The sequence below is a fragment of the Candidatus Pelagibacter sp. Uisw_092 genome (genome assembly GCF_047729545.1).
Taxonomy (GTDB): domain Bacteria; phylum Pseudomonadota; class Alphaproteobacteria; order Pelagibacterales; family Pelagibacteraceae; genus Pelagibacter.
Genome location: NZ_CP159824.1, coordinates 1 through 23,292, shown reverse-complemented (window position 1 = coordinate 23,292; position 23,292 = coordinate 1). Strand labels below are relative to the sequence as shown.

Sequence of the window (23,292 nt, the reverse complement as noted above, 5' to 3'; positions counted from 1 at the left end):
ATAATTTTATTAATTTTAACTTTCGTACTATAAAGAGCTATGAGCAATGAATTTGAGCAAATAAGTATTAAACCTGGTTTTATGAAACACAACGGTGGAGTTTTATTTAAAACTGTATCTGAAACAGAATATGAATTCAAAACTACGATTAATGAAAATCATTTAAATGCTGCCGGGATAACTCACGGTGGTTATTTATCAGCCTTAATTGATGCAGGAGCGGGGACTGCTGCACATAGAACGTCTGGAAATGCTCCTTGTGTAACTATTTCATTGGATTTAAAATTTATTGGTGCCTCTAAAGTAGGCGATATTATTACCGGCTTTACAAGAATTCTTAAAAAGACCAATACACTAGTATTTTTATTTTGTGAGCTGAAATGTAATGATAAAATTATAACCTCGGCATCAGGTATTTGGAAAATCTTAAAAATTAAACCATCTAATCTTGGTCCTGGTGGATAATTATTCTTTTCTTCTATAGTTCAAATAACCAAATATAATTAATAATAAAATAGCTATTGGGTAAATGATTCCTTTATTTGGCCTATCTGCATTTTCTATTTTAAATTCACTTATATAATCACCAGTTTCAAAACCACTTTTTTTAGCACTTCCATTCCATTGCAGGGTATCTACAATAACCCTATTTTCTTCTCTAATTAAACTAAGTCCATATTGCTCTAAACTATACTCGGTTTCAAAAGTATTTTTTTTGATTACAATTAACTTGTATCTTTCGCCATAATTACTTGGACGTGTTACTTTAAACCTGGCCTCCTTATTGGAATCTACTTTCATTAAATGAATTTTGTTAACATCCATATAATTATATTTAGGATAAAATTTATTTAGAACAAATTCTGGGGCTAATAATGAAATAGAGATTAATAAAAAAATTATTATCTCATACCATCTTAATCTATTAATAAACCAAGCTTGAGTTGCAGAAGTAAAAACTAATATTCCTATCAAAGAAGTGGTGATTACTAGTAGTCCATGCCACACATTTTCAATGCCTATCAATAACAATTCGTGATTAAATAAAAATACGATAGGTAAAATACCTGTTCTTAAACTGTACCAAAAAGCTTGCAGACCAGTTTTAAGTGGATCACCTCCTGAAATAGCAGCTGCTGCATATGATGCAAGACCAACTGGAGGAGTGACATCGGCCATTAAGCCGAAATAAAAAACAAACAAGTGAACCGCTATAAGTGGAAATACAAATCCAGATGCGTTTCCAACATCAACCAATACTGTTGCCATTAATGAAGCCACTACAACATAATTTGCAGTAGTTGGTAGACCCATACCAAGTATCAGACATAAAATTATTGTTAAAAATAGCAAAATAACAACATTATCTTTTGCAATAAATTCTATAACTATAATTAAATTTGTACTTAACCCTGTTGAACCAACAGCTCCAACTATTATGCCAGCTGTTGCTATTGCTATTCCAACGCCAACCATATTTAAAGCACCTTTTTCAAAACCAACTATCGTTTGATTAAACCAAGTTTTTATTGCTGATTTGAAATCAGAATTTTTAAATAATATGTAACCAAGATTTACAATTATTAATGCAATCGTTGCAAAAAATATTGAGTATGAAGCAGTAAATCTTAAATAAACAAGCATGTATACTAAAACAAAAATAGGTATTAAAAAATGTAATCCTGATAAAAATGTTTTCTTTAAATTTGGAATATCCACATCATCCATTCCTTTTAAATTTAATTTTAAAGCTTCAAGGTGAGAAATATAAAACAATGCCACATAAGAAATAATTGCTGGTAAAAATGCGTGCTTAACGACCTCAAAATAAGTAACACCTAAAAAACTTGCCATTACAAATGCTGCAGCCCCCATTACAGGTGGCATTAATTGTCCATTAACTGATGATGATACCTCTATAGCACCAGCTTTTTCTTTAGAAAAACCAGTTTTTTTCATAATTGGAATGGTAAAAGTTCCAGTTGTAACTGTGTTTGCAATTGAAGATCCTGAAATTAGACCAGTCATTCCAGATCCTAAAATTGCTGCTTTTGCAGGTCCTCCTCTCATTTTGCCAACCATGGCAAAAGCTAGGTCTAAAAAATATTTACCCCCACCGGCCGTTTCTAGAAGCGCTCCAAATAAAACAAATAAAAAAATGAAATCTACAGAAACACCTATGGGAATTCCAAATATAGCTTCTTGATCAAGCCACTGAAATCCAACCAATCTATTTAATGAAAGCCCACCATGAGAAATTATTTCTGGTGCATATCTACCAAAATATGAAAAGAGTAAAAAACAAACTGCAATAATAACTAGAGGTAATCCAAATACTCTCCTAGTTGCTTCAATTAATATTAAAATTCCACAACTTCCAATAATCAACTCAACTGGTAAATTAAATTTTTCCCAAATTGTAACTGTTAAAAGAATTCCTCCTCTATCCACTAACTGGTCATAAAAAAAATAAATATATAAACAACAAAATGCAGCGATAAAACTAATTAGAACATCAAATATAGAAATTTTTTTTCTTTTAGAAATTGGATAAATTAAAAAAGCTAAAGTTAAAGCAAAACCTAAGTGAATAGCCCTAGCTGGAAGTCCTTTAAACATTCCAATATCAAACATAAAGGGAAATGGAGAAGCATACCAAAGTTGAAATAATGACCAAATAATCGCAATACTTCCAACAATTTTTAAATGTAGGCCAGTAAGATTTCTAGTGGGAGATAAATCCTCACTAATCTTACTTTCTACTTTACTGTTAATGCTTTGATTCATTTTCAAAATGATACTCCATAACAAAAAAAAGGCCCAATAAATATATCAGGCCTTTTAATTTAATTAAGGAGTTGGATTACATTAATCCAGCTTCTTTATAATATTTAATTGCACCTGGGTGTAATGGAGCTGACAAACCATCAGCAACCATATCTTCTTTTTTTAAAGAAGAAAAAGCAGGATGTTGTTTTTTGAAATCATCAAAGTTTTCAAAAACTGCTTTTACTACTAAATAAACAAGATCTGCTTCAACAGCATTACTAGTTACAACAGTAGCCTTAACACCAAAAGTAGTTACATCTTTTTTCTGTCCCGTGTAAGTTCCTTTAGGGATTACAGCTTTAGCATAATAAGCAGCACCATCAATTAGTCCTTGAACTTCGGGACCTGTTAAGTTGATAGGCAAAGCTTTTGCTCCACAAGAAGCTGCATTTTCCATTGCTCCATTTGGAAATCCTACTGAATAACCAAAAGCATCAATCTTACCATCACATAAAGCTTTTACTTGCTCAGATGAAGTCAGCTCTGTAGTAGATTTAAAGAAGCTATTATTAACTCCCTTTGCATCCATTAGCACTTCCATAGTTCCTCTTTGACCTGAACCAGCGTTACCAATGTTTACAACTTTTCCTTTAAGGCCAGCAAAATCTTTAACTTTTGCTTTTTTTCTTGCCCAAATTTGAAAAGGTTCGTTGTGTACTGAAAAAACAGCTCTTAAACCGTCAAACTTTTTTCCTTCCCACTTGCTTGATCCATTTACTGCATGAAATTGCCAGTCGGACTGAGCTACACCAAATTGAAATTCACCAGCTGCGATTTGACCAATATTATAATTCGATCCACCAGTTGAAGGCGCAGTACATCTGTAAGCTTTATCTATACCTTTTTTCCTCCCATGTTCTTTAGCAATTGCTGATTTGTGCAACATTTTGCAAATTGCGTTACCAGTTTGGAAATATACTCCAGTTGGTCCACCTGTTCCTATCGTGAAGAACTCTGCAGATTTTGCAACACCAGTAAAAGATAAAGATGCAACAAAAATTAATAGAGCACTTGATAGAGATGTTATTATTTTTTTCATATTTTCTCCTCTATATCGTTATTTTTATTAATTAAATTTAACAGTAATTAAGTGGACATGTATACCAAGTAGTTATGTTGATGTTGACCATTTTTTTAACTTATCAACACCCTCTACTACTTTGGGAGCAAGTTTTAAAATTAAACCATCATCAATTTTTTTTCCATTTTGAGTTTGATTCATAAAATTTTGACCATCAAAATCTGTAAAGCTTAACCTTGCTAACATCTTATTTTTTTCAAAACCAAAGTCTGATCCTGGCAATAACGCTACACCTGTCTCCTTTAAAATATTGTCACACATTTCTGATGATGTATTAAATTTTTTATTTAAAAATTCTGGCATAAGATAAAATCCACCGTGGGGCTTATTAATTAAAACCTTGTTTGATTTGAGATTTTCATAGACATAATTACCAACCGCTTTAAGAATATTTTTAGAACTATCAATATATTTGCTATGATCGCTTGTATAAGCAGTAATTGCAGCATATTGAATTGGTGCACTGACAGCAGAAAAAGTTTCACTAGCTAAAACATTAATTGAATTTTTTAAAATATTTAAAGAATCTGGAACTACAAAATAACCCAATCTCCACCCACCTGCTCCACACCATTTACTTAAACCTGTACTTATAATAGTTTTTTCAGGACAAAAATTTGAAATAGATTTGAACCCTTCATCAAAACTCAACTCAGAATAAATTTCATCTGATAAAATAATAAGATTATATTTTTTAGCAATCTCACTAATTTCTTCTAGATTTTTACAAATCTGCCCTGATGGATTATTTGGTGAATTCAAAAATAATAGATAGTTTTTACTTTTATCTTTTAAAATAACCTCTTCAATTTCAGATCCAGTAGGAAACCAATTATTTTCTCTTTTTGTTTGAATTGATTGAATTTTATTTCTTCCAAGAATTGCTTGTGGGGCATAAGAAACCCAACTCGGTGCTGGCAATATTATTTCTCCATCAAACAAAATGTGTAGTAAAAACATCAATTCTTTTGAGCCGGGACCTATAATTACATTTTCAGGTTTGTAATTATAATCTTTTTTAACTGATGTATATTTTGCAACAGCATCTCTAAGCTCATTAAGACCTTGCATTGGTAAATATTTATTTTGATGGGCATTATCTTTTAACGCATTAACAATATCAGTTGGTATTTGAAATGGAGATTGGCCAAATCCAAACTTAAATATTTTTTCACCTTTATCTTCTAGCTTTCTAGAGATTTCATTAATTTTTAAAGTAGAGGATGGTTCTAGACCTTTAACTATATTTTTTAACATTTAATAATTTAATTCCTTTAAATTTTTATATTGATCTAAAACTCTTGGATTTGCTAGCGCTTCTTTATTTTTAATTTCATTTCCTTCTATTGTATTTTTTACAGCTAGTTCAACTATTTTTCCATTTTTAGTTCTTGGAATGTCTCCAACTACTATAATTTTAGACGGAACATGTCTTGGGGATGCATTTTTTCTAATTTGTGTTTTAATTTTTTTTGATAAATCTTCATTAAATATATGTTTCGTGTTTAAGACTATGAATAAAACAATTCTCACATCATTATCCCATGCTTGACCAACAACAATAGACTCTTTAATTTCTATAAACTTTTCTACCTCAGAGTATATTTCAGCAGTTCCGAGTCTCACTCCTCCAGGGTTTAGTGTCGTATCTGATCTACCATGGATAATAAAGCCACCACTTTTCTTTATCTCAGCATAGTCACCGTGGTACCATGTATTTAAAAAATTATTAAAATATGTATTTTTAAATTTAATATTATTTTTATCATTCCAAAATTTTAAGGGCATTGATGGAAAAGGGTTTTTACAAACTAACTCTCCTTTTTTATTTTTTAAAGATTCACCCTTCTCATTAAAAACATCAACATTCATACCTAATCCTTTATTTTGTATTTCACCTAAAATTACCGGTTGAAATAAATTTCCCAAAACAAAACAAGAAACAATGTCTGTACCCCCAGATATGGAAGATAAATGAACATTTTTTTTTATGTTCTCGTAGACATAATTAAACCCATCATTTGATAATGGAGATCCAGTAGAACAAATTGTTCTTAATTTTTTCAATTTATACTTATATTTTAAAGTAGGCTTAAATTTACGAAGTGTATCAATATATTTTGCACTAATACCAAATAAAGTAATCTTTTCTTTTTCAGCAATTTTTAACAATAAATCCTCTTTTTTGTACATCGGTGATCCATCAAATAAAACGATAGACGCCTTGGAAGCTAAAACACTTACCAACCAGTTCCACATCATCCACCCACACGTAGTAAAATAAAAAACATTATCACCTTCTTTAATATCACAATGGAGTTGGTGCTCTTTTTTATGTTGAAGTAAAACCCCTCCACTCCTATGACATATACACTTAGGCTTTCCAGTGGTTCCACTTGAATATAAAATTGCAAGCTCTTGCTCAAAATCAAATTTAGGAAACTGCATCTTCTCTAATTTTTGTTTGGTTAATTCACGCCATTTAAGTACTTTTACTTTTTTAGATTTGTATTTACTATTTAAATATTTTTCTCCTGGGTAATTAACAATAACTACGTATTTGATGGAGGGTATTTTTTTTAAAATTAGAGGAACTCTCTCTAAAACATTTATTGTTTTTCCATTATAAAAATACTTATCTACTACAAATAAAACTTTAGGGTTTATTTGTGAAAAACGTTCTACTACACCTTTGACTCCAAAATCTGGTGAACAGGATGACCATATCATTCCTAATGAAGAAGAAGCTATAAATACTTCAACTGCCTCAATTGAATTAGGCAAATATGCTGCAACTCTATCTCCTTTTTTAATCTTAGCATTTTTTAAAAATTGAGATATTTTGCTCACATTAAGGTTTAGCTCATGCCAGCTTTTCTCTTCACGAAAACCATTTTCACTAATAAATGTTATTGCTTTATTTTTATTATTTTTTGAAAGTAAGTTTTCTGCAAAATTTAATTTTGAGTTTGGTAAAAATTTATTTTTATAAAATGTTTTTGATTTTTTTATTTTTAATTTACTCTTAAATCCTTTGATTTCTGAAAAATCCCAAATAGAACTCCAAAAATCACCAGGATTTTTAATGCTCCATTTTAAAATATTTTCATATTTTTGATTAAAGTTTTTTTTGAATTTTTTTGAAATAAATTGCTCATAATTCGATAAGAGAGAATTTTTTTTTTGAACAGATGATGCTTCCCACAGTTTTTGTTTCATAATTTTACTACAAAATACTAATACAGAATTATTTTTAATTATGTTAATCTATAGGTAAATAAAGAGTAAATGAGAACTTTTCCTCTACGATTCGGTCATGTTTTAGTCTATTTTTGTTCTTTATGGGTAACAACATGTTGTGGAATAAAAATTAAAGGTACCATTAATAGAAATGTCTAGAAACAAAATTACAGCTGTCCTCGGCCCAACAAATACTGGCAAGACCTACCTAGCAATTGAAACTATGCTTTCTTTTGATTCGGGCATGATTGGTTTTCCTCTTAGATTACTTGCACGTGAAGTATACGATAAGATTATTAAAAAAATAAATGTAAATAAAGTTGCTTTAATTACTGGTGAAGAAAAAATAATTCCCCCAAATGCAAAATATTTTCTTTGCACGGTTGAATCAATGCCAATCAATAAAAATTTGGATTTTGTTGGAATAGATGAAATACAAATGTGTGCAGATCATGAAAGAGGTCATATATTTACTGATAGGTTATTAAATCTTCGTGGAGAAAGATTAACAATGCTTATGGGATCAAGCACTATTAAAAGTATAGTTAATAAATTAGATGAGGATACTGAATTTATAAATAGAGAAAGACTTTCTCAGCTTACTTATGTGGGTCATAAAAAAATTTCAAGGATAAATAGGAAAACAGCAATAATAGCTTTTTCAAGTGAAGAAGTTTATGCAATTGCAGAACTTGTTAGAAGGCAAAAAGGTGGAGCAGCAATTGTAATGGGCTCGTTAAGCCCAAAAACAAGAAATGCCCAAGTTCAATTATATCAATCTGGCGACGTTGATTTTCTTGTTGCAACAGATGCAATTGGAATGGGAATTAATATGGATTTAGAAAATGTTTTTTTTTCAAATTTAAAAAAATTTGATGGGAGAAAGTTAAGACGTCTTAACATGTCTGAAATTGGACAAATTGCTGGTAGAGCTGGTAGATATTTAAATGATGGAAATTTTGGAATTACCAGTGATTGCAAAGAGATTTCTGCCGAAGAAGTTGAGCTACTGGAAAATCATAAATTTGAAGAAATTAAGATGCTTTTTTGGAGAAATTCTAATTTAAATTTTAATAACGCTCTAAGCTTAATTAAATCACTTGAAGAAAAACCTAATAGAAATTGGCTAAGAAAAATACATGAGTGTGGGGATGAAAAACTTTTAAAATATTTTTTAAAAGATATGGAGGGTCACAATATTAAGGATAACCAAGAAACATTAGAATTACTTTGGGAATGTTGTCAAATTCCTGATTTTGTAAAAAAAACTTATGGTAACCATCTTGAGGTTGTTAGTAAGATTTTTAGCTTTCTAAATGGCAGAGATGGTAAAATTACTAGCAATTATATGAGACTACAGTTAATAAAATTAGATAAATTGGAGGGAAATGTTGATTCTTTATCAAATAGAATTGCAAATGTTAGAACTTGGTCATATGTTTCAAATAAAATTAATTGGGTTGAAAACCAAAGTTATTGGGTTGAAAAAACAAAATTATTAGAAGACAGGTTGTCTGATAGACTGCATGAAGAACTTACTAAAACATTTATTGATAAAAGAGCCAGCGTGCTTGCAAGAGGATTAAAACAAGATATGGAATTCAAAACTGAGATAATGGGAGATGATAAAGTAATAATTGATGAACAGTTTATTGGTGACTTAAAGGGTTTAAGATTTGAGATGGACTTAAAAGCTGGAGCACTCGATGCTGATATTAAATCATTAAAAAAAGCTGCAAGACAAACAGTAGGGCCAGAACTCCGAAAAAGAATTCAATCTATTATAGATATAGGATTAATAGAAATTAAAGATGACTTTAAAATTTATTGGAAAAATTTTCCAATTGCTAAATTGATTCCTGGTAAGGATTATTTAAATCCAGATATATTTTTAATAGTAGATGATATTTTAGAAAATGATGACAAACAAAAATTATCAGAATTTATTGAAAAATGGATTAAAGAAAAAATAAATCTAATATTAAAAAGTCTGATTGATTTAAAAGGTTTGAAAAAAAGTAACTCATCAATTAAAGCTTTGGCTTATCAGTTATATGAAAATAATGGTGTAATTAAAAGAGAGGTAGTAACTGAATATTTAAAAAAACTTGGTCAGGAGGAGAGAAAAATTTTAAGAGATTTGGGTGTAAAATTTGGCAGATATCATGTTTTTTTATTTAGATTGTTAAAACCTGAAGCTGTTTCATTAAGAACCTTACTATGGAAAAACTTCAACCAAAAATATTTTGATCTGACTCCTCCTACTTTTGGTTTAAATTTCTTAGATAATAAAAATATAAAAAATAAAAAATTTATGCTTCTTTGTGGCTTTGAAAGCTTTGATAATTATTTTGTTAGAATAGATATTTTGGAAAGGTTATTTGTGCAAATCATAAACTCTGAATCAGAAAAAGATAAAGAAATTAAATTAGTTCCTGAAATGCTTAATTTATTAGGATGTAGTAAAGAAAATTTTAAAAAATTAATTGAAAAAATGAATTATAAAACACAAGAAAAAAATAAAGATATTTATTTCAAATACAATCCACAAAAACAAATTAAAAAAACTTTTAAAAAGACAGTTTCCTTAAACAATCCATTTAAAATATTAAAAAATTTAAATTTTAATTAATGATAAAATTTTTTAAAAACAAGGGAAAAGAAAGAGATATCGTGAGTGATGATAAATCTTATTCTAATATTGCAGCTTTGTTAATTTATGTAGCAAAAATTGATGAAAATTATGAAGATAAAGAAAAAGAGATTATTAAAAAAACTTTGATTGAATTGGGTGCAGCAAGTTCAAATATAGATAAGTTAATTTCAGATGCATTAGTTATCGAAAAAAATTCAAACCAAATACTAAATTTCACAAGAGAGGTTAAAAATGCTCATATATCAGATAAAATTAGAATTGTTGAATCTCTATGGAAAATTATTTATTCGGATGGTAATGCAGATATGTATGAGACAAACCTGATGAGGAGACTTACTGGTTTATTATATATAGATGCTAAAACAATGGGTGACTTAAAAGAAAAAATAAAACAAGAATTAAAAAAATGACCTACCTTGTAAATGACAAATGCATTAAGTGTAAATTAATGGACTGTATTGAAGTTTGTCCAGTCGATTGTTTCTATGAAGGAAAAAATATGGTTGTAATTAAACCGGATGAGTGTATAGATTGTGGCGTTTGTGAGCCAGAATGTCCAGTTGATGCTATAGTAGCTGATACTGAGTTTGGTAGCGAAAAATGGCTTGAAATGAATACTAAATATTCTGAACTTTGGCCAAACATAACTATAAAAAAAGATCCTCCTGAGGATCATGAAAAGTATAAAAATGAAGAAAACAAGTACGACAAATATTTTAGCGAAAATCTTTAAAAAAACTCCTGAGAAAAAAATAAAAAAAAAGGTTGTTACTAAGGTAATTAATAAACCCAAATCCAAAGTAGTTAAAAAAGCTGTTTCTAAAGCAAAAACTAAAAATATTAAGTCTAAACTTGTTAAATCAACTGTAAAAAAAAAATTAAAAACAATTCCTAAAAAACTTGTACCAGAAAAGATAGAAGTTACTAATAATTTGAGGATCTCAAAAAGTAATGAACTTAAACCAGAAATCCAAAAAGTAAAAAAACAAGAAACAGAAAAAAAAGAATATAAGGTTAAAGATTACGTTGTTTATCCAAAACATGGTGTCGGTCAAATTACAGAATTTAAAAAGATTAATATTGGTGGAATAGACGTTGAAACATATGTTCTTAAATTTGAAAAAGATAAGGCCAATGGAATGGTTCCTGTAAATAAACAGTCCCACCTTAGACCGCTTGCAACCATAAATCAGGTTAATAAATGTATATCAATTTTAAAAAGTAAACCAAAAATTAAAAGATCTATGTGGAGTAGGAGAGCACAGGAATATGAAGCAAAAATTTCATCAGGTAAAATCTATGAACTTGCAGAGGTTGTTAGAGATTTAAATAAGGGTGATGACCTAATGGTTGATCAATCCTACAGTGAGAGACAATTATTTGAAAAAGCTTATGAAAGAATTTTATCAGAATTTCAAATAGTGATAGATATACCGTTAGAAGATACACAAAAAAAATTAGATAAAGCGTTAAAAAGAAATCTAGAAAGTCAAGCAAGTGCTATTTCTCCTCCAACTAAAGTTGTACAGTCTGTAGAGCCAGGAATTACTGAAGATTAAATTTTAGAGAAAAAAAACGCCTCTCACACGAAATGTAATGAGAAGCGTTTTTCGAAAAGATTAAGATACTATCTTTTTCTTTTCTTCGCTTTTTTAGCTTTTTTAGCTTTTTTCTTAGTTTTCTTTTTAGCTTTTTTAGCTTTTTTCTTTGTAGCCATCTTTAGCTCCCTGTTTAAGTTAAACGAATCAAAGTGATTCGTTGTTAAGTTATTTTTATTTTTTTATACAAGTGATGTCAATTCATTAATTGAAGAACAATTTTGCATTTTAAAAAATTTTTTTAGTTACTTAAATATATTTTCTAATAAGTAAAAAAGTAAGATTTTATGCGCTTAGTAACCTATATCAAAAAATAAATTAAAAAAGTTTTTCAAGCTCTAATTTATATTTTTTTATAATTTTATATCTTTTTAGTTTTAAAGTTGGTGTCATCATATTATTTTCAATTGTAAATTGATCTTTAATTATAATAAATTTTTTTATTTTTTCTATTTTAGTTAATTTTAAATTTATTTTTTCTATTTCTTGTTGAATTTTTTCTTTAGTAGTATTTTTTTTCTCAGAACTTAAAACTATTAGACTTACTAAATATGGTTTGCTGTCACCATAAATTAAACTTTGTTCTATAAAATCAGATTTATTTAAATCATTTTCAATTTTAATTGGTGAAATGTTATCTCCACCTGTGGTTATAATAATATCTTTTTTTCTGTCTGTTATCTTAAGAAATTTTCCATCATACTCTCCTATATCTCCTGTATAGAGCCATCCATTTTTTAAAACTTTATTTGTTTCTTCTTCATTTTTCCAATAACCCAACATAACATTCTCACCTTTAACTAGTATCTCTCCATCATTTGCAATTTTAACTAAATTCCCTTTAAATGGTGGTCCAACTGTTTCAACCCGAATATCCTCAATAGTGTTACAGCTTACAACTGGTGAAGTTTCTGTTAAACCATACCCTTGCAATGTTGGTAAACCAATGGCATTCAAAAATGAACCTACTTCTTTATCTAGTGCTCCACCACCTGAAATAAAAGTTTTTAAGTTCCCTCCAAATTGATACTTAATTTTTTTCCTTACTAATTTCTCACAAATAAAATTAATCAGCTTTTCAATTAATGAAATTTTTTCCTTAATTAATTTTTTCTTTCCTAACTTAACTGTCTGATTAACTAAGAACTTTTTTAACCCTGTAGTTTTGCTAAATGATACGGTTATTTTTTGATATAGATTTTGATAAAACCTTGGCACAGCTGTCATTATCTCTGGGGAACAATCGTTCATATTTTTAATCAACCTATCTATGCTTTCAGCATAAAATACTCTTGCACCAACTACAACCTGTACAAACTGAACTGTATGCTCATATGAATGTGATAAAGGTAACCAAGTTAAAAATTTTGGTCTTTTTGAAATAAAAGTTTTTAATAACTCGTATGCTCCCTCACAGTTATTTAGTATGCCACCATGACTTAGCATTACACCTTTTGGATTACCTTGGGTACCAGAGGTATAAATTATACAAGCCATATCTTTTCTTTGAATTTTCAAATCAGAAAAATTTTGGTTGTTACTGTTATCTCTTTTAAAAATAGCATCTATATTTAAATTTAATTTTTTATTGTCATTTTCTATATTTTCAAAGAAGATAATTTTTTTAATAAAATTTTTTCTTGGAATTATGTTTTTAACTTTTTCATACTGAATTTTATCTGAAATAATAATAATTGCTGGCGTACAATCATCAATAATATATTCATAGTCTCTTTCTGTATAAGTTGTATAGGCAGGAACTGTTACTCCCCCCGAAAGCATAATTGAAAAGTCTGATATCATCCATTCAGGTCTGTTTTCCGATACTAATAAGCATCTATCACCTTTTTTAATATGTTTTGATATCTCTTCTGATAATTTATTAATATTTAAATAAACATCTTCCCATGAATATTTTTTTAGGGGTTCTTTTAATGATTGTAAAAAAATACTTTCTTTGTTTTGTTTTTGATATTGTTCGTAAAACAACTCTAATAAATTATTTGTTTTATTTATTTGCATAATTTTTTGGTGGGCGAAGAGAGAATCGAACTCTCATTTCTTGCGAAACACGATTTTGAGTCGTGCGCGTCTACCAGTTCCGCCATTCGCCCTTCGTTTTCATTATTATAACTATAAAATTAAATAGTATAAGAACTTAATTTATATTAAAACCAAAAAATGCTTATTAAATTATATCAAAAATCTTTACAGCTTGCTGCTCACAAGAGTTCTAAAATGTTCTTAGCAATTGTATCTTTTATGGAAAGTTCTTTTTTTCCCATTCCACCTGATGTCATGATTGTGCCAATGGTTATTGCTAAAAAAAATGATTATTTAAAAATTTTTTTAATTGCTACATTTTTCTCCACCTTCGGGGGGGTGTTAGGCTACTTTATTGGTTCATATTTTTTAGATGTTGGAATGAGTGTAGTAGCGTTTTACGGTTATGAAGATAAAGTTCTTAGTCTTAAAAATAGCCTAACGAAGGGCACTGGACTTTATATTTGGCTTGCTACTTTATTTCTTGCTGGCTTTACCCCTCTACCATTTAAGGTATTTACTATAACTAGTGGCATGATTGGTTTTAATTTATTCATATTTTTTTGTATATGCCTAATCTCTAGAGGTTTAAGATTTTTTATTGTTTCTTATCTCTCATTTAAGTTTGGTGATACATTTAACAAATTCATGCAAACTGAAGCTGCGAAATGGTTTACATTTTTAGGTATTATAATTGTACTTATAGTTGGTGTAATTTATTTTGTGTATAAATAATATGTCTAAAATTAAAAATAAAACGATACTTAATTTAATTCTGTTATTTTGTATTTTTGCTTTAATTGCTGCTTACTTTATTCAGTATGTGTTAAAACACCAACCATGCAACCTCTGTTTAATTGAAAGAATACCTTATATTTTTTCGATAATAGTTATTTCAATTTGTTTATTTACTAAGAAATTTGAAAAACTATCTTTAATAATTTTAAGTTTAATATTTTTCTCTGCTACTTTAATAGCTTTTTACCATTTTGGTATAGAGCAAGGATTTATTAAAGAGTCATTAGTTTGTGATTTAAACAACAATAGTGAGGATTTATCAAAAGAAGCTCTCTTAAATCAACTAAAAGAAGCACCTGTTAGTTGCAAGGATGTAACTTTTAAAGTTTTTGGATTATCCCTTGCGTCTTTTAATGTTTTTATCTCTTTACTATTAGGTGTTATAACAACAAAACTTTTTTTAACTTATGAAAAAAACAGATAAGAACAAAGTAAAAGAATTTATTAGAGTGGACCATGCTGGAGAACGTGGTGCAATAAAGATTTATGAGGGGCAATTATTAGCACTCAACACATTTGTAAAAGATGATAATTTAAAGAAAAAAATTGAAGAAATGAAAATTCATGAAAAAGAGCATTGTGATTATTTTGAAAATGAAATCAAAAAAAGAAATATTGAACCTACAAAATTTTTACCTTTATGGGATATGCTTGGTGTGGGCCTAGGATTTGGTTCAACAATATTAGGAAAAAAAGCTGCTATGCTTTGTACTGCCTCAGTGGAAGAGGTTATAGACGAACATTATGCAAACCAAATTAGAGAATTAAAAAATGATGAAAAAAAGTTAAAAGAAAAAATTATTAAGTTTAGAGAAGATGAGTTACTTCATAAAGATATCGCTTATGCAGAAGGAGCAACAAAAAAAGGAATTTACTCAATTTTAGATAAAATAATTAAAACAGGCTCAAAAATTGCGATCAATATATCTGAAAAAATATAATTAGGCTTCGAGCTCAACATCCCAGTACAAATAATCCATCCAACTTTTGTGAAGAAAATTTGGAGGAAAGTGTTTGCCATTTTTATGCAAATCTTCAGTAGAAGGTTGAAAAGGATCCTGATTGAGTGTCATATCTGAATTTTTTAATAACCTGCCTCCTTTTTTTACATTACATGAAGAGCAGGCTGTCACAACATTATCCCAATTTGTCTGTCCTCCTTTAGATCTAGGAAGTAAATGATCAAATGTTAGTTCTTGATCACTCCCACAATATTGGCATAAAAACTTGTCTCTTAAAAAAACATTAAATCTTGTAAAACTTGGATTAGATTGAGGTTTGATAAAGCTTTTTAAGGCAATTACACTTGGTAACTTCATGTTAAGTGATGGGCTTCTAATAATTCTATCATAATTACTTACTATAGTTACTCTTTCTAAAAAAACAGATTTTATTGAATCTTGCCAACTCCACAATGACAACGGGTAATAACTCAAAGGTCTATAATCAGCATTTAAAACTAGTGCAGGACATTTTTCTAATGAAAGGTTTTGATCGGTAAAAAACATTTTAAAATCCTAACTCAAAAAAATTATTTTATCAATAAATAGAATATTATTAAATTTGAAAATTATTCTTTATATAATTTAACGCTGTGCTAGAAGCTTCAACTGGGATGTGATGTTCACAATTTTTAATCATTTTTGTGTCGACCTCAACGTCATTTCTAATCAAAAAATCTTTTGCTTCTAATAAAAAAGTTGGTGAAACGATAGCATCCTTATCCCCATGTATCAAAAACATTTTTGTTGATGAAGTTTTTCTATTAATAAGATCCTTTGAATTCATAACTTTTCCTGAGAAGCCAACAATACAACTATAGTTTTCACTACTCGTTAGTCCTAAATTTATTGACATCATGCACCCTTGACTAAAGCCAGATATGCAAATCTGTGAATTTTTTAAATCATATTCATTTTTTACTTCTTCAATAAATTGTTTAAGTTTTATTTCAGCTTTTTTAGATTGCTCTAAAATATATTCTGGATCGTCTCTAGTTAGGTCAAACCATTGATAGCCAGTTGGATTAATTTCACATTTTTCATGTCCATTTGGACATAAAAAAATAGTATTAGGTAGAAACCTTTTCCAATTTAAAGATAGCATACTTATATCTTTTCCATCTCCACCATATCCATGAAGTAAAATAACTGCATGTTTAATTGATATATTATTTTCTGGTTTTATAACTGTAGTTGTTAGACAAAATGTCATAGATGTTTTATTATGTTTTTTTATTTAAAAAACACATTACAGTATAATTATGATTTCTGGAACATTAGTTAAAATTCTTGGTATAGTACTTTTGATAGTCGTTGCTGTTGTGTTAGTTTTAGGTATTGGAACTCTATTTAAGGGTGGAGAAACTAGTAAAAAATATTCAAATAAATTAATGCAGTACAGGGTGCTTTTTCAATTTATAGCTATAATTGTTCTGGTTTGTTTTGCTTATTTTTTTAAAAATTAATTATAAAACTTAAGCCAATTAATAAATTTTTCATCATCAAAATCAATAGATCCCATAATCCGGGCAAACTCTTTTCCTTCTTTATTAAATATAATAGTTGTAGGAACTCCCCTTAAATAAAATTTCTTTGCTAAGGTGATGGGTGCATCAAAATAAATATCTAAGTTTTTAATGTTTAATTCTTTAAAAAAAAATTCTGACTTGGATACTTCCTCTTGACCAATATTTATTGGAAAAATTTTTAAATTATTTAATTTGGTATTTGACTGAAGATTATCTAAGGATGGCATCTCTTTCTTACAAGGAGCACACCATGTCGCCCAAAAATTTAATATTACTAGTTTTCCTTTAAAATCATCTAAATTAAGGTTTTTTTGATTGATATCTGTGAAGATTACATCTTCATATAATTTTGGATTCTTTATTAGAACTAAATTTTTTAAGTCAGGCTTTTCAAGGGCATAACTAAAGTTAATTGTTATTAGATATATAAATATTATTAATAATTTCATACTAAATATGTATAATTAATTATCATGGTGAAAAATAAAAACAATAAAGCAATATGGGGTTCAAGAATAAGAAAGGATGCCTCTTCATTATTTCAAAAAGTAGGTAATTCAATAGATATTGATAAAAAACTTTTTAAAGAAGATATTTTAGGCTCAATTGCTCACATTGAAATGCTCTTTAGACAAAAAATTATTTCTTTTAAAATTAAAAATAAAATAATTTATGGACTAAACAAAATTGAGAAGGAAATTTTAAAAAATAAATTTGAATATAATAATAAATATGAAGATATTCATATGAATATTGAAAAAAGATTATTTCAAATAATTGGTGAAGATGCAGGACATGTACACACTGCAAGGTCTAGAAATGATCAGGTAATTACCGATTTTAAAATATGGACCACATCAGCTACTAAAAAAATTAATAAAAATTTAGATAATATTATAAAAACAATTCTTACAATTTCTGAAAAAAATATTGAAACAATAATGCCAGGGTTTACACATTTAAAAAATGCTCAAGCGATATCATTTGCACATTATTTAATGGCTTATGTAGAAATGTTTGTTAGAGATAAAAAAAGATTTTCTTATAACTTAGAAAGTTTATCAGAGTGTCCACTTGGTGTTGCGGCATTAACGGGTACTTCTTTTAATATTGATAGAAATTTTACTTCAAAAAAATTGGGATTTAAAAGACCGACAAATAACTCAATAGATACTGTTGCTGACAGAGACTTTGTTTTGGATTTCTTATATAGTGTATCTGTTTGTTCCATGCACATTTCAAGAATAGCCGAAGAGTTAATTATTTGGAATTCTGATGGTTTTAATTTGATTACTCTTTCAGATAAAGTTGTTACAGGATCCTCAATAATGCCACAGAAAAAAAACCCTGATTTGTTAGAATATTTAAGGGGAAAAACTGGCACAACTTATGGAAATTTATTTTCAATGTTAACCATACTTAAAGGTTTACCCATATCTTATTTCAAAGATTTACAGGATGATAAGGAAATACTATTTAAATCTAATGAAATTCTTAACAATTGTATTGCAATTCTTAATGAAGTCTTGAAAAACTTAAGGCCCAACAAACAACAAATGTTAAATCTTACAAATTATGGCTACATTACAGCAACAGATTTGGCTGATTATCTTGTTAAAAATCATTCAATACCATTTAGAAAGGCATATCAAACTACAGCTATGATTGTTAATTTTGCAGAAAAGAAAAAGAAAAAACTAAATGAACTTAGTATTGAAGAATTAAAAAAAATTGAACCTAAGCTTACAACTGAAGTGTTAAGGATATTTAATGTAAAAAACTCAGTAAATTCAAAAAAATCTTATGGTGGAACAGCTTTTGATAATATTAAAAGAATGATAATAAAATATAAAAAATATAAATGATAAAAAAATTAATTTTAGTTTCTATATTTGGTATTTTGTTATTCTCTTGTGGAAAAAAAGAAGACCCTAAATACAATACTACAAAAAATAATATTCTTATATTTAGAATTTAATGAAGTATATTAATAAAAGTTTATCTATTGATAAGATTAAGGTTCAAGATATTGCTAAAAAATTTGGTACTCCCATCTACTGCTATTCTTACAAACAATTAAAAGAAAATATAAGTAACTTCAAAAAAAATTTTAAATCATTTTCTCCATTAATATGTTTTGCAATTAAATCTAATACTAATGTAAATCTGATTAGGGAAATTAGAAAATTTGGATTAGGTGCAGATGTGGTTTCAATGGGAGAATTAATGATAGCACTTAAAGCTGGCATAGACCCCAAAAAAATAGTTTTTTCAGGAGTTGGAAAAACATCACGTGAAATAAGCTATGCTGTTGATAAAAAAATTTTATTAATAAATGCAGAATCTAAAAGTGAAATTAATGAAATTGAAAGAATTGCAAAATCCAAAAAAAAAGTTGTAAATATTGGTATTAGATTAAATCCAAATACTGATGCAAAAACTTTAAATCAAATCTCGACTGGTAAAAAAGAAAATAAATTTGGTGTAGATGAAAAAACATTTTTTGATCTTGTAAATTATTGTAAATTATCAAAGAATATTGATCTTAAATGCTTAAGTGTTCATATAGGAAGTCAAATTCTGAATCATAAGCCGTATGAAAAAATGCTTAGGGTTGTTGATAAAATTATAAAAAAAAGTAACCACAGGTTCAAATTTATTGACCTCGGTGGTGGTATGGGAATATCTTATGAAAAAAATAATAAAAAACTTAATTATCAAAAATATAATATTGCCATAAAGAAATTTTTAAAAAATTATGACTCTAAGATTATATTTGAACCTGGTAGATCAATAGTTGGTAATATAGGATCACTTGTTTCAAAGGTTATTTATATAAAAAAAAATGATAAAAAAGATTTTATTATATTAGATGCTGCTATGAATGATCTTATGAGACCAGCATTGTATGGTGCAAACCACAAAACTTTACCCGTAATAAAGACAAATCAGACTTCAAAAAAAGTTTATGAATTTGTTGGTCCAATTTGTGAAAGTACTGATAAGTTTACGACTTTAAAAAAATTTCAAAAATTAAAAGAAAAGGACCTTGTAGTGATGTGTGATGTTGGAGCCTATGGAATGTCATTAAGCTCAAACTACAATGTTAGACCAAAACTAGCCGAAATATTAATCAAAGGCTCTAAAATTAATGTCATTAAAAAAAGACAAAAACTAGAAGATCTTATTTAGTTTTTGATAAAAATGATAAGAAACTTTTTATTCTCTATCTTCTTTTTCACTGGAATTGTTTTTATTTCTTTAATATTTCTTCCAGCAATTTTTTTACCTAAAAAAATAGTTTTATTTGGTGGAAAAATTATGGGCTATTGGACCTCTTATTGTTTACAATTTTTTTTATCTACTAAAATAATTATTAAAGGTAAGGAAAATATAATTGAAAATAAAAAATTTTTTATAGCAGCTTCTCATCAATCAATGTTTGAAACTTTTTTTCTACAAACTGTTTTTAATTCTCCAGTTTTTATTTTAAAGAAAGAGTTATTAATGATACCTATATTTGGCTGGTATCTTAAGAAAATTGGTTCAATATCAATTAAAAGGAATAAAATATCAAAAGAAAATCTTGGCTTCTTTGACGATATATCAAGGCATGTCAATTTATCAAATAGGCCTTTAATAATTTTTCCTCAAGGCACAAGATTGCTTCCTGAAGATAGAACACCTTTTAAAAAAGGTTCTGGCAGAATCTATGAAGAGTTAAAAATTTCATGTCAACCAATAGCAATTAATTCAGGAAATACCTGGCCAAAAAAAGGTTTCAAAAAAACTAATACAATTTTAACTATCTCAATTTTAAAACCTATTGATCCTGGATTAAAAAAAGAAATTTTCTTAAAAGAATTAGAGAATGTTATTTACTCTGAGCTAGATGTTCTAAATTAACCCTTCATTGGCATTACAACAAATATACTATCAAAGTCGCCAGGATCTTTAATTAGAGCTGGAGATCCAGTATCGTTAAAAAAAATTTCAATTTTATCTGCATCTAATTGTGACGCAACATCTATCAAATATCTAGAGTTAAAACTAATTTCTAAATCATGTTCAAATTTTACACTTAGACTTTCTTTTCCGTCACCACTATTAGTGTTATTAACTGATAAATTTAAAATATCTTTTGATAAATTAAATTTTACTCCGTCTTTTTTATCTAATGAAACTGAAGCAACCCTATCAACCGAATCTAAAAATAACTTTAAGTCTATTTCTAATTTTTTTTGGTTATTTTTTGGTATCACTTGAATATAATTGGGAAACTTACCATCAATTAACTTAGAAATTAAAATACTATTATTTAATTCGAATTTAATTTTAGATTTAACATTTGAAATTTTTACATCTCCATCATAGCTCTCTAGCAAGGAGCATAATTGAAATATTGTTTTTTTTGGCAGTATGATTGGCTCAAAATCTATCTTCTGATCTAATCTTATTTTTGATATAGACATTCTATGGCTGTCTGTTGCTGCTGCTGTTAAAAAATTTTTATCTTCAATTTCAGTTTGATGAAAAAAAATTCCACTTAAGTAGTGTCTTGTTTCATCATTAGAAACTGAGAATTTACATTTATTTAGTAATTTTAATAATTGTTTAGATTTTATAGAAAATTCATTTTGATTAAAGTTTTCATCTGTTAATGGAAATTCAGATGCACTAATACAATTTAAATTGAAGATAGAATTTCCAGATTCAACTTGAAGTTTGCTAACATCTGTCAAAGATAGGTTGATTTTTTTTCCTGAAGAAAACTTTCTAATAATATCATACATGATTGACGAGGTGGTAGTTGTATTCCCTTCTTCAACAACCTCTACATTATTAATTTGATGGATAAATATTAAATCTAAGTCTGTTGCAGTAATTGTTAAATTTGAATTACTAGCATTCAATAAAACATTTGATAAAATTGGAAGTGTACTTCTTTTTTCTATTACACCCTGACAATAATTCAGTGCTTGTTGTAAATCTTGTTGGTTAACGTTAAATTTCATTTTCTTTAGTATACAATATTTGATTTTTTAAGTTATTAATATTGTTAGTCATTTCTGGATCTTTTTCCTTCAGTTTTTCAATTGTTTTAACAGAATGTATGATTGTTGTATGGTCTCGATTAGAAAATTCTCTGCCTATTTCTGGTAAAGATTTAGAAGTTAGTATCTTGGTTAGATAAATTGCAGTCTGCCTTGGTCTAACGAGATATCGTGATCTTCTCGAAGATAGCATCTCATTTTTACTTATTTTAAAGAATTTACAAACAGCTGATTGGATTAAATCTATTGTTACTTTATTTTCACCTATGTTTAGTAAGTCCTTTAAAACAACCTTAACCTCAGATAAATTTGGAACTTTGTTGTAGATTCTTGAAAATGAAACAACTCTATTAATTGCACCAACCAACTCTCTGATGCTTGTGGTAATTTCAGTGCTTATAAATTTTTGTATTTCTTCTGAAATATTTATTTGGTTTGAATAAAAAATATTAAGTTCTTCTGTTTTTTGTTTAACAATTTTACATCTAAGTTCATAATCTGGTTTTTGGATATCTACAACTAAACCACCTGCAAATCTTGATTTAATTCTGTCTTGAATTCTAGATAGTTTATTTGGAGCTCTATCTGCAGAAATTATTACTTGTGAACCTTTATCGAGCAATGCGTTAAATGTATGAAAAAATTCTTCCTGCATTGCTTCCTTACCGTTCATAAACTGAATATCATCTATTAATAGAATATCTGTATTTCTAAAATATTCTTTAAATTTTACCATTTCATTAGATTTAATAGATTTAACAAACTGATACATAAATCTTTCAGCAGAAATAAACATAACTTTATTTTTATCCTTCAGTGAAAGACCAATAGAATTTAATAAATGAGTTTTACCCATTCCAACACCTCCATAAATATAAAGTGGATTATAATGGGAAATATTTTCTGAAACTTTTAGTGAAGCTTCATATGCTAATTTATTGCTTGTACCAGTTATAAAATTATCAAATCTTTTGTTGGGATCAATTCTATTGTATTGCAAGTATGTATCTTTAATAAATGATACGTTTTCATTATTTGTACTGGATAGAATATTATTTTCAGCAACATTGTCAGGATTTTTTTCAATAATTTTAAATTCAATTCTTGTTAGATCTTTTTTATAGACTTTAACAACCTGTAAGATTTGATCTAAATATCTAGATGTAATCCAATCTCTAATAAATCTAGTTGAAACAGATAGTAAAATATAATTACTCATCTCTTCAACAAAATCTATTTTTTTAAGCCAGCTTTCGTATATATCACTGCCCATCTTATTCTTCATATCCTTTTGAATAACAGCCCAGTCAAGAGCTTCGGAAGAAATATTCTTTAAGTTTTGTTTTGTATTAGTGTCAGACATAAATTTGTAGGAATAAAGTCAGTTAGAAGCAAAATGAAATTTATACAATAGTAAAGTTTGCATATTTTAAAATAAATAAAATCTGTAGGTGAATCATTTT

22 protein-coding genes and 1 tRNA gene are annotated in these 23,292 nt (G+C 27.9%); 12 read left to right on the top strand and 11 right to left on the bottom strand.

Annotation, left to right across the window (positions count from 1 at the left end):
• Positions 1-39 precede the first annotated feature (39 nt).
• The gene (locus ABXT63_RS00115) at positions 40-465 is read left to right on the top strand and encodes a PaaI family thioesterase (RefSeq protein WP_415320904.1); all 426 of its coding nucleotides are present in this window, start codon (positions 40-42) and stop codon (positions 463-465) included.
• On the opposite strand, the gene ABXT63_RS00110 is transcribed toward ABXT63_RS00115, so the two are convergent.
• From ABXT63_RS00110 to ABXT63_RS00095, 4 genes are all read right to left on the bottom strand, one after another.
• A complete protein-coding gene (locus ABXT63_RS00110) occupies positions 466-2,787 on the bottom strand; it encodes a TRAP transporter permease (protein ID WP_415320903.1) in 2,322 nt (773 codons plus the stop codon). It lies immediately after the preceding gene.
• A 76-nt stretch (positions 2,788-2,863) separates the two neighbouring features.
• Entirely contained in the window at positions 2,864-3,868 is a 1,005-nt protein-coding gene (locus ABXT63_RS00105) for a TAXI family TRAP transporter solute-binding subunit (protein ID WP_415320902.1), read from the bottom strand.
• A 72-nt stretch (positions 3,869-3,940) separates the two neighbouring features.
• Positions 3,941-5,167, bottom strand: a complete 1,227-nt coding sequence (locus tag ABXT63_RS00100) for a pyridoxal phosphate-dependent aminotransferase (protein WP_415320901.1) — start codon at positions 5,165-5,167, stop codon at positions 3,941-3,943.
• Complete coding sequence (locus ABXT63_RS00095) at positions 5,168-7,129, bottom strand: acetoacetate--CoA ligase (protein ID WP_415320900.1); 1,962 nt, start codon at positions 7,127-7,129, stop codon at positions 5,168-5,170.
• A gap of 172 nt (positions 7,130-7,301) precedes the next feature.
• Between ABXT63_RS00095 and ABXT63_RS00090 the strand changes: the two genes are divergently transcribed.
• From ABXT63_RS00090 to ABXT63_RS00075, 4 genes are read left to right on the top strand one after another with little or no spacing between them, the layout of a single operon-like run.
• On the top strand, positions 7,302-9,782 hold the full coding sequence (locus ABXT63_RS00090) for a helicase-related protein (RefSeq protein WP_415320899.1): 2,481 nt from the start codon (positions 7,302-7,304) through the stop codon (positions 9,780-9,782).
• Entirely contained in the window at positions 9,782-10,216 is a 435-nt protein-coding gene (locus tag ABXT63_RS00085; protein WP_415320898.1) for a TerB family tellurite resistance protein, read from the top strand. Before ABXT63_RS00090 ends, ABXT63_RS00085 begins: the two co-directional genes overlap by 1 nt.
• Positions 10,213-10,539 (top strand): ferredoxin FdxA, encoded by a 327-nt coding sequence (fdxA, locus tag ABXT63_RS00080; protein WP_415320897.1) that lies wholly within the window; start codon positions 10,213-10,215, stop codon positions 10,537-10,539. The genes ABXT63_RS00085 and fdxA overlap by 4 nt, the downstream gene beginning before the upstream one ends.
• Positions 10,481-11,365, top strand: coding sequence for a CarD family transcriptional regulator (locus tag ABXT63_RS00075; RefSeq protein WP_415320896.1), 885 nt, complete (start codon positions 10,481-10,483; stop codon positions 11,363-11,365). Before fdxA ends, ABXT63_RS00075 begins: the two co-directional genes overlap by 59 nt.
• 357 nt (positions 11,366-11,722) lie before the next feature.
• Here the strand turns inward: ABXT63_RS00075 and ABXT63_RS00070 are convergent, their stop codons facing one another.
• A complete protein-coding gene (locus tag ABXT63_RS00070; protein ID WP_415320895.1) occupies positions 11,723-13,426 on the bottom strand; it encodes an AMP-dependent synthetase/ligase in 1,704 nt (567 codons plus the stop codon).
• A 7-nt stretch (positions 13,427-13,433) separates the two neighbouring features.
• Positions 13,434-13,518: transfer RNA gene (locus tag ABXT63_RS00065), tRNA-Leu, on the bottom strand.
• A 67-nt stretch (positions 13,519-13,585) separates the two neighbouring features.
• On the opposite strand from ABXT63_RS00065, the gene ABXT63_RS00060 reads away from it, so the two are divergent.
• Genes ABXT63_RS00060 through ABXT63_RS00050 form a run of 3 tightly spaced genes read left to right on the top strand, consistent with a single transcriptional unit; the run spans position 13,586 to position 15,186 of the window.
• Positions 13,586-14,182: a YqaA family protein gene (locus ABXT63_RS00060; protein WP_415320894.1), complete on the top strand. Its 597-nt coding sequence runs from the start codon at positions 13,586-13,588 to the stop codon at positions 14,180-14,182.
• Between the two features lies 1 nt (position 14,183).
• Positions 14,184-14,669 carry a disulfide bond formation protein B gene (locus tag ABXT63_RS00055; protein ID WP_415320893.1) on the top strand — a complete coding sequence of 162 codons (486 nt, stop codon included), beginning with the start codon at positions 14,184-14,186 and terminating at the stop codon, positions 14,667-14,669.
• Positions 14,653-15,186: a demethoxyubiquinone hydroxylase family protein gene (locus tag ABXT63_RS00050; RefSeq protein ID WP_415320892.1), complete on the top strand. Its 534-nt coding sequence runs from the start codon at positions 14,653-14,655 to the stop codon at positions 15,184-15,186. Before ABXT63_RS00055 ends, ABXT63_RS00050 begins: the two co-directional genes overlap by 17 nt.
• Here the strand turns inward: ABXT63_RS00050 and ABXT63_RS00045 are convergent, their stop codons facing one another.
• Positions 15,187-15,753 carry an HNH endonuclease gene (locus ABXT63_RS00045; RefSeq protein WP_415320891.1) on the bottom strand — a complete coding sequence of 189 codons (567 nt, stop codon included), beginning with the start codon at positions 15,751-15,753 and terminating at the stop codon, positions 15,187-15,189.
• A 49-nt stretch (positions 15,754-15,802) separates the two neighbouring features.
• A complete protein-coding gene (locus tag ABXT63_RS00040; RefSeq protein ID WP_415320890.1) occupies positions 15,803-16,459 on the bottom strand; it encodes an alpha/beta hydrolase in 657 nt (218 codons plus the stop codon).
• Between the two features lie 49 nt (positions 16,460-16,508).
• Between ABXT63_RS00040 and ABXT63_RS00035 the strand changes: the two genes are divergently transcribed.
• On the top strand, positions 16,509-16,712 hold the full coding sequence (locus tag ABXT63_RS00035; RefSeq protein ID WP_415320889.1) for a twin transmembrane helix small protein: 204 nt from the start codon (positions 16,509-16,511) through the stop codon (positions 16,710-16,712).
• Here the strand turns inward: ABXT63_RS00035 and ABXT63_RS00030 are convergent.
• Positions 16,709-17,224 carry a TlpA family protein disulfide reductase gene (locus ABXT63_RS00030; protein ID WP_415320888.1) on the bottom strand — a complete coding sequence of 172 codons (516 nt, stop codon included), beginning with the start codon at positions 17,222-17,224 and terminating at the stop codon, positions 16,709-16,711. The two genes, ABXT63_RS00035 and ABXT63_RS00030, sit on opposite strands and share 4 nt — an antisense overlap.
• A 24-nt stretch (positions 17,225-17,248) precedes the next feature.
• On the opposite strand from ABXT63_RS00030, the gene argH reads away from it, so the two are divergent.
• From argH to ABXT63_RS00015, 3 genes are all read left to right on the top strand, one after another.
• Entirely contained in the window at positions 17,249-18,640 is a 1,392-nt protein-coding gene (gene argH, locus ABXT63_RS00025) for an argininosuccinate lyase (RefSeq protein ID WP_415320887.1), read from the top strand.
• Positions 18,641-18,752: 112 nt separating this feature from the next.
• Positions 18,753-19,967: a diaminopimelate decarboxylase gene (gene lysA, locus ABXT63_RS00020; RefSeq protein WP_415320886.1), complete on the top strand. Its 1,215-nt coding sequence runs from the start codon at positions 18,753-18,755 to the stop codon at positions 19,965-19,967.
• 12 nt (positions 19,968-19,979) lie between these two features.
• Positions 19,980-20,681 carry a lysophospholipid acyltransferase family protein gene (locus tag ABXT63_RS00015; protein WP_415320885.1) on the top strand — a complete coding sequence of 234 codons (702 nt, stop codon included), beginning with the start codon at positions 19,980-19,982 and terminating at the stop codon, positions 20,679-20,681.
• On the opposite strand, the gene dnaN is transcribed toward ABXT63_RS00015, so the two are convergent.
• Together dnaN and dnaA are read right to left on the bottom strand one after the other, a co-directional pair.
• Positions 20,678-21,790: a DNA polymerase III subunit beta gene (gene dnaN, locus ABXT63_RS00010; protein WP_415320884.1), complete on the bottom strand. Its 1,113-nt coding sequence runs from the start codon at positions 21,788-21,790 to the stop codon at positions 20,678-20,680. The genes ABXT63_RS00015 and dnaN overlap by 4 nt on opposite strands.
• On the bottom strand, positions 21,780-23,192 hold the full coding sequence (gene dnaA, locus ABXT63_RS00005; protein ID WP_415320883.1) for a chromosomal replication initiator protein DnaA: 1,413 nt from the start codon (positions 23,190-23,192) through the stop codon (positions 21,780-21,782). The genes dnaN and dnaA overlap by 11 nt, the downstream gene beginning before the upstream one ends.
• Positions 23,193-23,292: the final 100 nt, after the last annotated feature.

Bases quoted from the DNA above. Each gene is read 5' to 3' on its own strand.
- ABXT63_RS00115 (WP_415320904.1), top strand. From the start codon at position 40: ATGAGCAATGAATTTGAGCAAATAAGTATTAAACCTGGTTTTATGAAA.
- ABXT63_RS00110 (WP_415320903.1), bottom strand. From the start codon at position 2,787: ATGAATCAAAGCATTAACAGTAAAGTAGAAAGTAAGATTAGTGAGGAT.
- ABXT63_RS00105 (WP_415320902.1), bottom strand. From the start codon at position 3,868: ATGAAAAAAATAATAACATCTCTATCAAGTGCTCTATTAATTTTTGTT.
- ABXT63_RS00100 (WP_415320901.1), bottom strand. From the start codon at position 5,167: ATGTTAAAAAATATAGTTAAAGGTCTAGAACCATCCTCTACTTTAAAA.
- ABXT63_RS00095 (WP_415320900.1), bottom strand. From the start codon at position 7,129: ATGAAACAAAAACTGTGGGAAGCATCATCTGTTCAAAAAAAAAATTCT.
- ABXT63_RS00090 (WP_415320899.1), top strand. From the start codon at position 7,302: ATGTCTAGAAACAAAATTACAGCTGTCCTCGGCCCAACAAATACTGGC.
- ABXT63_RS00085 (WP_415320898.1), top strand. From the start codon at position 9,782: ATGATAAAATTTTTTAAAAACAAGGGAAAAGAAAGAGATATCGTGAGT.
- fdxA (WP_415320897.1), top strand. From the start codon at position 10,213: ATGACCTACCTTGTAAATGACAAATGCATTAAGTGTAAATTAATGGAC.
- ABXT63_RS00075 (WP_415320896.1), top strand. From the start codon at position 10,481: ATGAAAAGTATAAAAATGAAGAAAACAAGTACGACAAATATTTTAGCG.
- ABXT63_RS00070 (WP_415320895.1), bottom strand. From the start codon at position 13,426: ATGCAAATAAATAAAACAAATAATTTATTAGAGTTGTTTTACGAACAA.
- ABXT63_RS00060 (WP_415320894.1), top strand. From the start codon at position 13,586: ATGCTTATTAAATTATATCAAAAATCTTTACAGCTTGCTGCTCACAAG.
- ABXT63_RS00055 (WP_415320893.1), top strand. From the start codon at position 14,184: ATGTCTAAAATTAAAAATAAAACGATACTTAATTTAATTCTGTTATTT.
- ABXT63_RS00050 (WP_415320892.1), top strand. From the start codon at position 14,653: ATGAAAAAAACAGATAAGAACAAAGTAAAAGAATTTATTAGAGTGGAC.
- ABXT63_RS00045 (WP_415320891.1), bottom strand. From the start codon at position 15,753: ATGTTTTTTACCGATCAAAACCTTTCATTAGAAAAATGTCCTGCACTA.
- ABXT63_RS00040 (WP_415320890.1), bottom strand. From the start codon at position 16,459: ATGACATTTTGTCTAACAACTACAGTTATAAAACCAGAAAATAATATA.
- ABXT63_RS00035 (WP_415320889.1), top strand. From the start codon at position 16,509: ATGATTTCTGGAACATTAGTTAAAATTCTTGGTATAGTACTTTTGATA.
- ABXT63_RS00030 (WP_415320888.1), bottom strand. From the start codon at position 17,224: ATGAAATTATTAATAATATTTATATATCTAATAACAATTAACTTTAGT.
- argH (WP_415320887.1), top strand. From the start codon at position 17,249: ATGGTGAAAAATAAAAACAATAAAGCAATATGGGGTTCAAGAATAAGA.
- lysA (WP_415320886.1), top strand. From the start codon at position 18,753: ATGAAGTATATTAATAAAAGTTTATCTATTGATAAGATTAAGGTTCAA.
- ABXT63_RS00015 (WP_415320885.1), top strand. From the start codon at position 19,980: ATGATAAGAAACTTTTTATTCTCTATCTTCTTTTTCACTGGAATTGTT.
- dnaN (WP_415320884.1), bottom strand. From the start codon at position 21,790: ATGAAATTTAACGTTAACCAACAAGATTTACAACAAGCACTGAATTAT.
- dnaA (WP_415320883.1), bottom strand. From the start codon at position 23,192: ATGTCTGACACTAATACAAAACAAAACTTAAAGAATATTTCTTCCGAA.